The 11,788-nt window shown below is 63.0% G+C and carries 12 protein-coding genes; 7 read left to right on the top strand and 5 right to left on the bottom strand.

The window, feature by feature from the left end; all coding sequences use genetic code 11:
• The first annotated feature begins 174 nt into the window (after window positions 1–174).
• The gene (locus ACP8ML_RS05610) at window positions 175–678 is read left to right on the top strand and encodes a peptidylprolyl isomerase (protein WP_065672863.1); all 504 of its coding nucleotides are present in this window, start codon (window positions 175–177) and stop codon (window positions 676–678) included.
• Window positions 679–687: 9 nt separating this feature from the next.
• Here ACP8ML_RS05610 and ACP8ML_RS05615 read toward each other — a convergent pair whose 3' ends face one another.
• Window positions 688–1,500 (bottom strand): alpha/beta fold hydrolase, encoded by an 813-nt coding sequence (locus ACP8ML_RS05615; RefSeq protein WP_016667583.1) that lies wholly within the window; start codon window positions 1,498–1,500, stop codon window positions 688–690.
• Window positions 1,497–1,787 carry a hypothetical protein gene (locus ACP8ML_RS05620; protein ID WP_260186297.1) on the bottom strand — a complete coding sequence of 97 codons (291 nt, stop codon included), beginning with the start codon at window positions 1,785–1,787 and terminating at the stop codon, window positions 1,497–1,499. Before ACP8ML_RS05620 ends, ACP8ML_RS05615 begins: the two co-directional genes overlap by 4 nt.
• Before the next feature lie 63 nt (window positions 1,788–1,850).
• On the opposite strand from ACP8ML_RS05620, the gene nucS reads away from it, so the two are divergent.
• Window positions 1,851–2,609 carry an endonuclease NucS gene (gene nucS, locus ACP8ML_RS05625; RefSeq protein ID WP_171048550.1) on the top strand — a complete coding sequence of 253 codons (759 nt, stop codon included), beginning with the start codon at window positions 1,851–1,853 and terminating at the stop codon, window positions 2,607–2,609.
• Window positions 2,610–2,693: 84 nt separating this feature from the next.
• Here the strand turns inward: nucS and ACP8ML_RS05630 are convergent, their stop codons facing one another.
• On the bottom strand, window positions 2,694–4,046 hold the full coding sequence (locus ACP8ML_RS05630) for a DivIVA domain-containing protein (RefSeq protein ID WP_117189028.1): 1,353 nt from the start codon (window positions 4,044–4,046) through the stop codon (window positions 2,694–2,696).
• Window positions 4,047–4,183: 137 nt separating this feature from the next.
• Entirely contained in the window at window positions 4,184–4,642 is a 459-nt protein-coding gene (gene mce, locus ACP8ML_RS05635) for a methylmalonyl-CoA epimerase (protein ID WP_015582742.1), read from the bottom strand.
• A 251-nt stretch (window positions 4,643–4,893) separates the two neighbouring features.
• Here mce and ACP8ML_RS05640 point away from each other — a divergent pair, with 251 nt between their 5' ends.
• Together ACP8ML_RS05640 and ACP8ML_RS05645 are read left to right on the top strand one after the other, a co-directional pair.
• Window positions 4,894–5,046 carry a hypothetical protein gene (locus tag ACP8ML_RS05640; RefSeq protein WP_162141113.1) on the top strand — a complete coding sequence of 51 codons (153 nt, stop codon included), beginning with the start codon at window positions 4,894–4,896 and terminating at the stop codon, window positions 5,044–5,046.
• Between the two features lie 2 nt (window positions 5,047–5,048).
• On the top strand, window positions 5,049–5,576 hold the full coding sequence (locus tag ACP8ML_RS05645; RefSeq protein ID WP_015582741.1) for a PH domain-containing protein: 528 nt from the start codon (window positions 5,049–5,051) through the stop codon (window positions 5,574–5,576).
• A 90-nt stretch (window positions 5,577–5,666) separates the two neighbouring features.
• Here the strand turns inward: ACP8ML_RS05645 and pgm are convergent, their stop codons facing one another.
• Window positions 5,667–7,298 carry a phosphoglucomutase (alpha-D-glucose-1,6-bisphosphate-dependent) gene (pgm, locus tag ACP8ML_RS05650; RefSeq protein ID WP_016667587.1) on the bottom strand — a complete coding sequence of 544 codons (1,632 nt, stop codon included), beginning with the start codon at window positions 7,296–7,298 and terminating at the stop codon, window positions 5,667–5,669.
• Between the two features lie 112 nt (window positions 7,299–7,410).
• Here pgm and ACP8ML_RS05655 point away from each other — a divergent pair, with 112 nt between their 5' ends.
• From ACP8ML_RS05655 to ACP8ML_RS05665, 3 genes are all read left to right on the top strand, one after another.
• Entirely contained in the window at window positions 7,411–8,349 is a 939-nt protein-coding gene (locus tag ACP8ML_RS05655; RefSeq protein ID WP_117189030.1) for a tetratricopeptide repeat protein, read from the top strand.
• 108 nt (window positions 8,350–8,457) lie between these two features.
• The gene (locus ACP8ML_RS05660; protein ID WP_117189032.1) at window positions 8,458–9,201 is read left to right on the top strand and encodes an HAD family hydrolase; all 744 of its coding nucleotides are present in this window, start codon (window positions 8,458–8,460) and stop codon (window positions 9,199–9,201) included.
• Entirely contained in the window at window positions 9,198–11,711 is a 2,514-nt protein-coding gene (locus tag ACP8ML_RS05665) for a glycoside hydrolase family 65 protein (RefSeq protein ID WP_486703057.1), read from the top strand. Before ACP8ML_RS05660 ends, ACP8ML_RS05665 begins: the two co-directional genes overlap by 4 nt.
• Window positions 11,712–11,788 lie beyond the last annotated feature (77 nt).

An 11,788-nucleotide genomic window follows, 5' to 3' on the forward strand; every position in this document is an offset into this window, starting at 1 on the left:
GATTCCCCTGATCGTTGGTGGACGGCTGCCCCCTCGACGACGAGCCAGCCAGCCAGCACCCATGAAGCCCAGCAGAGTCCCGCCCATGCCCCGGCACCGACGACACCGACGCCAGCGGCGGCCAGCGGTCCGTGCGGTTACGCCGTGACAGGCAAAGCGGCTCGTCCTGTCGACATGCCTCGTTCCGACGAGATTGAGAGGACGGGATCGGCAACCGTCACCTTGACGATCAACGAGGCGCCCGTGGTGCTGACGGTGGATCGTGCCACGGCTCCGTGCGCCGTCAACTCGTTCATGTCCTTGGCCGAACAAGGTTTTTACAACGACACGTCGTGTCACAAGCTGTCGACCGGAGACGCGAAGTACCTTCAGTGCAGCGACCCGTCCGGCACTGGTAATGGCGGACCCGGGTACTCGTACCCGGTTGAGAAGGGAGCCAAGACCGGCGGATCAGTAGGTGCGGGCACCCTTGCTCTGGTGACAGATTCCCAGCACCGTCTGGGATCGCAATTCGCCTTGGTGTACGGGGACTCCAAGCTGCCAGACTCATTCGTAGTCATCGGGAGCATCGATCGGGAAGGTGTCGACAGCATCTCCGAAATCGCTGACAAGGGGTTGGCCGAGGACGGGAGCTCCCCCAAGGTCGACACCCGTATCGGCTCGGTGGTGATGGGCTGAGCCTCGGCGTCAGGAGGGATCTCCCTGACAGCGCGACAGGAAAGCTGCCAGAACCTGCACGAAAACTGCGGGCTGGTCCGAGTGCACCCAATGACCCGAGTTCTTCACTCGAATTCGGCGCACCTGGGGGAAGAGCTCGTGCATGGCCTGGGAGTGATCTGGGCCGACGTAATCAGACTCCTCGGCGGTGATCCACAGCACCGGTCCGTCCCAGGTCGTATTGACCGACGGCCACGAACCAATGTCTGACAAGCCACTACCCAGCAGGTCAAGATTCATCTGCCAGTACCAGCGGTTGTTCTCACCGGTGTCATGCCGCAGGTTCTGCAGCAAGAACTGACGGATCGTCGCGGAAGGGATCACATCGGACATCTGCTCCTCGGCCTCGCGTCGCGTGGTCAAGGCACACAGATTCACTGATTTCATGGCCTGGACGAGGGGATCCAGGCGGGTGAGACGTGAATCCACCGGTGCCATATCGACGACGGTGAGGCTGCGCGCAAGATCAAAATTGTCCAGAACTGTCCGCATGACGACCTTGCCGCCCATGGAGTGGCCCAGGAGATGAACCGGGCGGTCCCCGCTGGTCGTCCTGATCGTCTCGGAGAGGGCCTTGGCCATGGCTGGGTAGGAGAAATCCTGTGTCCAGGGGGACCGGCCATGGTTCGGCAGGTCCACGAGGATGCAGCGATAGTCGTCCGGACCGGTGGCGAGGAGGTCCTTGGCGACCCTGGTGAAGTTCTTTCCCTGCCCGAAGACCCCGTGACACCAGTAGACGTCCTGACGACCGTCACCGAGGGTGGTCAGGTGAAGCTCATTCATGGACGCGACCTCCAACACTCGGTGTGCCAGTGACGACGCTCCTCGACCGGGGACGTGGAGAACATCGATGGTTCATGCGGCCAGGCGACGACGTGCGGGGTTCCCGGCTGGATGGGATGAAGACACCCGGGGCACGTGTAGACCTTGAGCGCTCGGTCAGCAGGCACCATGCGTACGACGTGCTGACCGTCCCTCTTGTACTCAGAATGGGGATGGCTGGTCGCACTGAGGGGGCGGGCTCGACGCTGCCACTTGCGCGAACCATGATGACGACCCATGGGGTCCATTGTGCCGCACCTGGTACCGGGGAGGACAATGCTGAGGGGATGGGCCCATGCCGGCGCACCAGAATGGCGTTCGAGGTCGAGGCTGAGGTGCAGGTAAAGTCCGACTCCGTGCGTCTCGTCATTGCGCCCTGCCAGGTTGACTACACCGGTCGTCTTACCGCCCATCTGCCATGGGCGAAGCGGCTCATCGTCGTCAAGTCAGACAACTCGGTGAGTGTCCATGCCGACGACCGTGCATACAAGCCACTGAACTGGATGAGTTCCCCGTGCACCTTGACGACCCGTCCTTGTCTGCCCGACGAGCCGGCCGCCACGGCCGCCGTGGACGCCGAGGTCGAAGAGGTCTGGGAGGTTGATGCCCCGACCGGAGATCATCTGCAAATCCTGCTGGGCCCGAAATTCCTCGACGTCACCGAGGAGCTGGGAGCTGACCCTGGTCTGCAGAAGGACGGGGTGGAGGCTCATCTTCAGGAGTTGCTCGCCGAGAATCCGGACACCTTTGGGGCAGGCTGGTCGCTGGTCCGCCGTGAGTACATGACGCCGATTGGTCCGGTGGACCTGCTGTGCCGTGATGCCGAGGGTGTCTACGTTGCTGTCGAGGTCAAGAGACGCGGTGAGATCGACGGGGTGGAGCAGCTCACCCGCTATCTGGAACTCATGAACCGCGACCACCTGTTGGGTGATCGGGTCAGGGGGGTCTTCGCGGCCCAGAAGATCAAGCCACAGGCGCGCACCCTGGCCACGGACCGTGGCATCGAATGCGTCACCGTCGACTATGACGCCCTACGTGGCATGGATCATCCGGAGGATCGCTTGTTCTGACCCCGAGGTCATTCCTGGCTCCCTACTGAAATGTGAGTGGCCCCGACCTGAAGGTCGGGGCCACTCACATTTCAGGGCCAGTTCTCACTTCTCGGGCTTACTGCCCTGAGGGAGGACCTGGGTCTTCTCATTGTCCGACTCATCGTCCTCGGAGTCCCGGGACTCTGACTGCTGAGCGGTGGTCGCGCCTCCATGCTCGCCATCCTTGGCCTTGTCATTCTTGGTTGCTGGGAGCACCTGGGTGGCCTGATCTTCCTGGGGAGCCTTTGCCGCAGACGGCATACCGTCAGTCCTGGGCTTCGGGTCGATGACGATGGTGGCGTCCTCGGAGCTGTCAGCCTCCGACTGCTCGGCGAACGGATCAGCATCGGGGTAGGCGCTCTCGGCTTCCCCTGCCAGAGCCTTGAGGTTGCTGAGCTGGGCGAGGACGGCCTTCTTGCGCTGCAGCAGGGCAGCGGTCTCGCGTTCCAACTGTTCCTTGCGCCAGGCGTATTGCTCCTCAAGGCGTTCCTTCATCATGGCTGCTTGACGGTGAGCCGTGGCAATACGGTTCTCCGCGTCACGAGCAGCTTGGTTACGCGTGGATTCGGCCTCCTCGAGTGCGCTCTGACGGATGGTGTCGGCCTCTTCTGTGCGCTTGGCGACAGTGTCGCTGCTGGCCTGCTGATGGGCCTTGGCCTGTTCGAGCAACTCATTGATCTTGGCCATGGCCTGGTCGTGGCTGGCGCGAGCCTCTGCAGTGACGGCAGCGGTCTCCTCTCGTGCCTTCTGGGTGATCTCGGCAGCTTCGTGACGAGCGGACTCAGTGATCTCGGCGGCCTCGGAACGAGCCTTCTCGATGATCTGTGAGACCTGAGCTCGGGCGTTCTGGTCGATGACCGACGCCTTGGTACGTGCCTCGGTGACGATGGCCTCGGCATGAGTTTCGGCCTGCTCGACGATGGTTCGGGCCTGCACGCGGGCCTGCTCGACGGCGGTACGGGAATCCTTGGCAGCCTGGTCACGCAGCTCGTGCTGGTTCGCCAGCCCGGCGACGCGGATATCGTCGGACTCGGTCTGTGCGGCGGCGCGCATGTCAGCAACGACCCGACGGCCTTCCTCCTTGATGCGCTCCGCCTCGTTGCCAGCCATGGCGACGATGTCCTTGGCCTGGGCCTCCGCGGCGGTGAGGATTTCGGTGGCGTGAACTCCCAGACGCTTGAAATCGGTCTGGGTGGCCTCAGCCTGGGCCTGGGAGACCTGTCCGCGTAGGTGCCGGGTGAGTTGCTTCAGGGTCGAAACCTGCTGCTCGATCTCCCGGACGTAGTTGTCGACGCTGGTGCGGTCATAACCCCACATCGAATGGGTGAAACTACCGGCCGCGCTGGCGGTGTCGTCGAAGAGGTTGAGTCCGGTCTCCTCGTCGAACTGGCCGTCAGAGACGTCTTTCGTGCTCACCGATGATCCCCTTTCATTAGGTGACTCCAACGGTACCAATCGGTACCGAATTACAACGGCGCAACTCACCGGGGCGAGGCGGGCCCCGGGGACAGTGTCCCCGGGGCCCGAAAACCTCTCACCTCAACGGTGTGACATCAGTCCTTGTAGGGCATGCCACCGGCCGGGGGCTCGGTGATCTCGACGAGAATGCCACCGGTGTGCTTCGGGTGAAGGAAGATGACGCGGGAGCCAGCAGTTCCGATGGAGGGCTCACCGATGAAGACGGCGCCGCGCTCCTTCAGGGTGGCGATGGTCTTGTCCAGGTCGTAGGTGCGGTAACACACCTGCTGGATCATGTTCTTGTTCTTGGAAATGTACTTTCCGATGGTGCTGTCCTCGCCGAGAGGAGCCAGCAGCTGGACGACGGTGCTCTCCTCGCCGCGCTTGCCGGTGGCGATCATCGCCTCCTCGACGCCGTGGCCCTCGTTCTTCTCGCGAAGGAGGACGTGGAAGCCGAGGACGTCGCAGTGGTACTTGATGGCCTCGTCCATGTCCTTGACGGCGAAACCAACGTGGTCGATGCACGCAAAGGGATCATTGTTGAAGTTCTCCATGCGTCAATCCTTGCACTGCCAGCCAAGCCGGAGTCAGTCGGGGTGGGTATTCGACACGACATTGACCGACCTTGTCCGGAGCATCTATGCGATGCGGTGCGATCTGCTGTCCACACCAGTGGGCCTTGTGACGATGTGCGTTCTGCTCGGCGTTGCGAGTGGTGCGGAAGAGATCGTTCGGTCAAGAATGGCTTTGCAGTGTCCCCGAGCCCTTCCCCGGGCCACGTGCCGAGCAAGGAGCCTTAGTGAACGTGAAGAAGACCATCCACACGATCATCGTCGTGTTCCTCGTCGTGTTCTGCTTGTACTACGCCTTCACGGATCCGGCTGGTACTGCTCGCGTGATTCGTGGCTTCTTTAGTGGCCTCTTCGGGTTCATCAGGGCACTGGGCGGGCAGTCCTGACCTTGCCCGACGTCATCCGTCGTTTCATAGACCCCGATGTTGACCGACACCTGCTGGTCGGCGAGGGGGAGTACGTCATTGACGAGGTTTCCAAGCACTGGATCGTCCTGGTGGCCCCAACGATCGCCATGGTGTTGGCAACACTGCTGTTCATCTCAATGGTCTTTGCGCAGCGGTGGTGGGGCCTCCCCCTCGTGATGGGAATCTCCTTGGCGACCTGGGGAGCACTGCGCTTTCACCTGGATCACATGGACCGTTTCGTCATCACCAACATGCGGGTTTTCCGCGTCCATGGCATCTTCGATCAGCACCTGGCGACGATGCCCATGACTCGTATTCTCGACATCTCGGTCGAGCAGCCCTTCCTCGGACGTCTGCTCGGTTATGGCCATTTCATCTTCGAGTCGGCGGCTCAGGACCAAGGCCTGCGTGAGATCGACTACGTCGGGCGCCCGGAGGATCGCGACCTGACGATCCAGCGCGTCATTCAGATGGCCGGCTTGCGGACAAACCTGGCCCATCCCAAGTGACCATGTTGCACGTGACATCGTGATGGACATGACATCGCCCCGACCGCATCCCAGCGGTCGGGGCGATGCAGCGCTCATGATGTCACTGTGTCAGCCTTGCAGGGCCTTGTCGACGATCTCGCGGGCCTCCGTCTGCACGGCAGCCAGGTGGGCGGCGTCGCGCAGGGACTCGGCGTAGATCTTGTACTTGTTCTCGGTGCCGGACGGACGGGCGGCGAACCAGGCATTCTCGGTGATGACCTTGATGCCACCGATGGGAGCACCATTGCCCGGCGCCGTGGTGAGAATCTGCTCGATCCTCTCGCCAGCGATGGCGTCGGCGGAGACGTCGTCGGGGGAGAGGGCCTTGAGGCGGGCCTTCTGCTCACGGTTGGCGTCGGCGTCGATACGGGCGTAGTAGGACTTGCCGAAGCGGTTCTCCAGATCGGCGTAGTGCTCGGAGGGAGAACGTCCGGTGACGGCTCTGATCTCGCTGGCGAGCAGGGCCAGGAGGATGCCGTCCTTGTCGGTGGTCCAGGTGTGGCCGTCGAGATCGAGGAAGGAGGCACCAGCGGATTCCTCGCCACCGAATCCAAGATTGCCACGCGTCAGGCCGGGCACGAACCACTTGAAGCCAACCGGCACCTCGACGAGGCGACGACCGAGATCAGCGGCCACCTTGTCGATGAGGGAGGAGCTCACCAGGGTCTTGCCGATACCGGCGCCGAGGCCCCACCCGGGACGATGGGCGAAGAGGTAACCGATCGCCACCGCCAGGTAGGCATTGGGATTCATGAGACCGGCATCAGGGGTGACGATGCCGTGGCGGTCGGAGTCGGCGTCGTTACCGGTGGCAATGTCATAGGCGTCCTTGTTGGCGATGAGGGAGGCCATCGCGGACGGGGAGGAGCAGTCCATCCGGATCTTGCCGTCGGTGTCGAGGGTCATGAATCGCCAGGTCGGATCGACCTCGGGGTTGACGACCGTCAGATCGATGCCGAGATGATCGGCGATGTACTCCCAGTACTGCACCGAGGCGCCGCCCAGCGGGTCAGCGCCGATGTGTACCCCGGCCTCGTCAATGGCGTCGAGGTCGATGACATTGCGCAGGTCGTCGCAGTAGGCGCTGCGGTAGTCGTAACGGGAGACCTCGTCGCGCACCTGCGCGTACGGCTTGCGACGAATAGCCGACGGATCGGCGAGTAGCTCGTTGGCGCGGTCGGCGATCCAACCGGTGGCATCGGTGTCGGCCGGACCACCGTGCGGCGGGTTGTACTTGAAGCCGCCGTCGCGCGGCGGGTTGTGCGAGGGGGTGACGACGATGCCGTCAGCCTGGCGTCCCTCGCTCAGGCGGTTGTGGACGATGATGGCTCGCGAGACCGCCGGGGTCGGGGTCCACTCGTCGTCATGCTCGGCAACGACCTCGACGTCGTTGGCACGCAGTACCTCGATGGCAGTGGTCCACGCGGGCATGGACAGGGCGTGGGTGTCCTTGCCGATGAACAACGGACCGTCGATGCCCTGGGAGGCACGGTACTCGACGATTGCCTGGGTCGTGGCGGCGATGTGGGCGTCATTGAAGGCGCCGTCCAAGGAGGAGCCGCGGTGACCCGAGGTGCCGAAGACAACCATCTGGTCCGGGTTGGAGGGATCGGGAGTGATGTCGTGGTAGGCCGACAGGACGGCATCGACATCGATGAGATCGGATTCCTGGGCAGGTTTCCCAGCACGTTCATGAGCCATGGGGCCATTCTGTCACCGAGCGGAGCACTGCGGCAGGTCACCGTGAGGAATCAGGGCGTTCAGACCATCGATCGTCACCGATGCTGGGGCGGATTACGAGAGGTCTGGTTGAATGGACGACATGTCTTCTGACTCGATTCATCGTCATGATGCCGTCGATCTGTCGGGGCTGGCAGCTGCAGCTGGTTCCTCCGACTCTCCTGCCGGACCCGCCCCAGCTGGCTCGGGAACCACCAGGACCTGGGTGATCGAGGGTACCGAGGAGAATTTCAACTCGCTGCTCCAGAAGTCGGTGCAGCACCCGGTGCTGGTGGAGTTCACGACACCGAATGCCCATGGTGCCGAGCAGATGTCGTCCGTGCTGCGTCGAGTCACCGACGAGGCCGCCGGCAAATGGCTGCTGGTGCACGTCGACATCGACGCCCAGCCTCAATTGGCCAAGAGCCTGGGCGTTCAGGCCGTTCCGATGCTCGTCGCCGTCATCGGTGGACAGTTGGCACCGCTGGCCCAGGGCACGATCGACGAGCAGCAGTTCCGTCAGATCACCAACCAGGTGACTCAGGCGGCGACGGCCGGTGGCATGGTCGGTCGCGCGGAGCCGGTGACGGTCCAGGCGAGCAGCGAGGAAGCCGTTGGCCCTGACCCGCGCACGGTCGAGGCCGAGAAGCTCATGGACGCCAAGAGGTTCGACGATGCGGTCGCCGCCTATGACGCGCTGCTGGCCAAGGAGCCCAACGACCCCGTCCTCATCGCGGGACGTAACGGGGCAGCGCTGCTGGCACGGCTGGACGGCAAGGACGCTGCGGCACTGCTCACCGCTGCCCAGCAGAATCCTCACGACGTCGAAGCCCAGCTGGCCGCTGCCGACGTCGAGCTCATGGGCGGACGGACCGCTGACGCGTTCAACCGGATCATCCAGGTGGTGCGCACCACCCACGACGAGGAGCGCGAAGCCGCTCGCACTCGCCTGTTGGAGCTCTTCGCCATGGTGGGACAGTCCGATCCTGATGTGGCAGCCGCGCGACGTTCGCTGGCAGCAGCATTGTTCTGATCGTCGCCTCCCCACGTGCTCACGGCCCGGGAGTACGCTCCCGGGCCGTGAGCACGTGGGGACAAGTCTGACCCAACCCAGCTGGACGTGTCGTCATCGACCAATAGCATGGAGACCATGGACTCGACCCCATTCGACGAGAAGTTCCATGCCGTTTTGTTCGACCTTGACGGCGTCCTCACCCCTACCGCGCTGATTCACATGCGTGCCTGGGAGGAGATGTTCAACGAGGAGTTGGCCCATCGCGAGGGCCAGGATCCTTACACCGACGAGGACTACTTCGCCTACGTGGACGGCAAACCTCGATACGACGGGGTACGTGACTTCCTTGCCAGCCGCGGCATCACTCTCCCGGAGGGGGATCCCTCCGATGCTCCTGATGCCGAGACGATCTGTGGGTTGGGAAATCGAAAGAATGACCTGTTCAACACGGTGCTGGCCCGAGACGGCATCCAGCCTTACCCGGGGTCTCGCCGTTGGGTGGATCTGCTTCACGAACGCGGTGTGGCGATGGCTGTGGTGTCCTCGTCGCGCAATGCCGCTGTGGTGCTCGAGGCAGCCGGTATGAGCGAGGATTTCCCGGTGCTGGTCGATGGCAACCGGTCGAAGGCGGAGAACCTGCCTGGAAAGCCCGCCCCTGACACCTACCTCCGTGGAGCTGATCTGCTTGGTGTGTCTGCGGAGCAATGCGTTGTCGTCGAGGATGCGGTCTCGGGAGTGCGCGCAGGTGCGGCTGGTGGATTTGGAATGGTGCTCGGCGTCAATCGCGGCGTGGGTGCTGACCGGCTGCGTGAGGTGGGTGCTGACCGAGTGGTCGATGACCTGGACGAGATGGCTGAGGAGATGGCATGACGCGAACGGGCACCGACCCGATGGATCGATGGCGCTTTCCCGACGATCCGTGGGCGATCGTCGAGACGGCACCGAGTACCGACGACCTGGGAAAGACCGAGACCTTGTTCTCGGTCGGCAACGGGTATCTCGGCATGCGCGGCAATCCGTCTGAAGGGCGTGACTCCTTCAGTCACGGGACCTACATCAACGGGTTCCATGAGATCTGGGACATCCATCACGCCGAGAATGCTTACGGCTTTGCGCGCACCGGTCAGACGATCGTCAACGTCCCCGACGCCAAACTCATGAAGCTCTATGTTGACGACGAGCCGTTGCTGCTCAGCGTCAACGAGATTCAGTCGTACAAGCGCTGGATCGACTTCCGTGAAGGGGTGCTGCGTCGCGAACTGGTGTGGCGGACTCCGGCGGGCAAGCTGTTGCGGGTGGCGACGTCACGGATGGTGTCCTTCACCCACCGTCACATGGCTCTCATGAGCATCGAGGTGACGATGCTCGAGGGGGATGCCCCCATCGTCATCAGCTCTCAGATCCTCAATCGTGAGGACGGCATGGACGAGTATCACGTTTGTCCTGAGGACTCGGGGAATGCCGACGATCCTCGTCAGGCCCGCAAGTTTGCCGACGAGGTGCTCGTCGCGGAGAAGGACTGGCACTCGGACCGGCGGATGATCCTGGGGTTCCACACGGCCAGGTCCGGGATGACGCTGGCCGTGGGCGCTGATCACGAGATCACCACCGACAACGAGTGCGTCTCCCTCATCGACACCGAGCCCGGGTGTGGCAAACGGGTTTACCGCATCGAGGCCACCCAGGGTCGCCCCATCCGAGTGGACAAGGCCGTGGCCTATCACTCCTCGCGAGGGGTGCCGGTGCACGAACTGTTCGACCGTGTTCGTCGCAGCCTCGACCGAGTCCGCGAGCAGGGCCATCGGGTCTACTACGACGAGCAGCGAGAGTGGCTCGAGGACTACTGGGCGACGGCCGACGTCGAGGTGGAGGGTGCGCCGGCAGGTATCCAGCAAGCGGTGCGGTGGAACCTCTTCCAGATTGCTCAGGCCTCGGCCCGCGCTGACCAGCTGGGTATCTCTGCCAAGGGTGTGACCGGATCTGGCTATGAAGGCCACTACTTCTGGGACACCGAGGTCTACGTCATCCCGATGCTGACCTACACCCATCCGCGAATCGCTGAGAACGCCCTGCGGTTCCGGGTCAACACTCTTCCACAAGCCCGACGACGAGCCGAAGAACTGTCCGAGCGGGGAGCTCTCTTCCCGTGGCGGACGATCACCGGTGAGGAGGCCTCCGCCTACTACGCCGCAGGTACGGCTCAGTATCACATCAATGCTGACATCGCTCACGCGATCATGAACCACGCTCGTGCGACGGGGGACAAGACCTTCCTCTTCCGCGATGCCGCTCCGGTCCTCGTCGAGACGGCGCGGATGTGGGCAGATCTGGGCTTCTGGCGGATCAACGGAGGCCGGGAATTCCACATTCATGGCGTGACCGGGCCCGACGAGTACACCACGGTCGTCAACAACAACCTCTACACCAATGTCATGGCGCGGGCGAACCTCATTGACGCAGCCAGCGTCATGAGGCGGATGAAGGATGAGGACCCGCTGTGGTTTGAGCATCTGTGCTCCGAACTGGACCTCACCGAGGACGAGGTCAGTGGTTGGGAGGAATGTGCCGCAGGAATGGTCATCCCGTTCGATGACACCTTTGGCATCCATCCTCAGGACGACCAATTCCTCTCCCGGGAGCTGTGGGACCTCACGAACACCCCCGACGACAAGCGTCCGCTGCTGCTGCATTACCACCCGCTGGTGATCTACCGGTTCCAGGTACTCAAGCAAGCCGACGTCGTGCTGGCCCTGTTCCTGCAGGGGGACCAATTCACCCAGGCGGTCAAGCTCGCCGACTTCGAGTACTACGACCCCATCACGACCGGTGACTCGAGCCTCTCAGCAGTGGTGCAGTCAGTGATGGCAGCCGAGGTGGGCCATCAGGAGATGGCCATGGAGTACTTCCTGGACGCCCTCTACTGCGACCTGGCCGACACCCACCACAACGCCTCGGATGGTGTGCATGTTGCCTCGACCGGTGGTGTGTGGGGTTGTCTGGTCCATGGATTCGTGGGCATGCGCAATGACCGAGAGAACCTACGTTTCGATCCTCGGCTGCCGGCCCAGTGGACATCCATCAAGCACCACATGCTCATTGGCGACTCGCACATGCTGGTGAAGCTGGAACGTGACGCGATCACCTTCCAGATCTTGTCAGGTCATGACCGCGAGGTGACGGTACGCAGGGAGCTCCATCACATCGGCGTCGAGCCGGTTCGGATCCCGCTGAGCGACCAGGGCCCGCTGCGTCCCAGTCTGCGCGGAACGCACCCGATCTCGGGATTGCGACGTGCAGACGGTTCCCTCATGACGGCGGAGGTTCCCGGAGGTATCGCCGAGACAATCGTCTCCTCACCGATGCCGTCCTTGTGGGACTGACGAGGACAACAACAAGGAGGCCGGCACCATCACGGTGCCGGCCTCCTGTTCGTGGGGGTAGGGGGCGGCCGAGATGC

The organism is Cutibacterium sp. LaCa_255, from assembly GCF_057458005.1.

What these genes read in the sequence shown, in the direction of transcription:
- ACP8ML_RS05665 (WP_486703057.1), top strand. Translation starts at nt 9,198, where the DNA reads ATGACGCGAACGGGCACCGACCCGATGGATCGATGGCGCTTTCCCGAC.
- ACP8ML_RS05620 (WP_260186297.1), bottom strand. Translation starts at nt 1,787, where the DNA reads ATGGACCCCATGGGTCGTCATCATGGTTCGCGCAAGTGGCAGCGTCGA.
- mce (WP_015582742.1), bottom strand. Translation starts at nt 4,642, where the DNA reads ATGGAGAACTTCAACAATGATCCCTTTGCGTGCATCGACCACGTTGGT.
- ACP8ML_RS05610 (WP_065672863.1), top strand. Translation starts at nt 175, where the DNA reads ATGCCTCGTTCCGACGAGATTGAGAGGACGGGATCGGCAACCGTCACC.
- nucS (WP_171048550.1), top strand. Translation starts at nt 1,851, where the DNA reads ATGGCGTTCGAGGTCGAGGCTGAGGTGCAGGTAAAGTCCGACTCCGTG.
- pgm (WP_016667587.1), bottom strand. Translation starts at nt 7,298, where the DNA reads ATGGCTCATGAACGTGCTGGGAAACCTGCCCAGGAATCCGATCTCATC.
- ACP8ML_RS05655 (WP_117189030.1), top strand. Translation starts at nt 7,411, where the DNA reads ATGGACGACATGTCTTCTGACTCGATTCATCGTCATGATGCCGTCGAT.
- ACP8ML_RS05660 (WP_117189032.1), top strand. Translation starts at nt 8,458, where the DNA reads ATGGAGACCATGGACTCGACCCCATTCGACGAGAAGTTCCATGCCGTT.
- ACP8ML_RS05615 (WP_016667583.1), bottom strand. Translation starts at nt 1,500, where the DNA reads ATGAATGAGCTTCACCTGACCACCCTCGGTGACGGTCGTCAGGACGTC.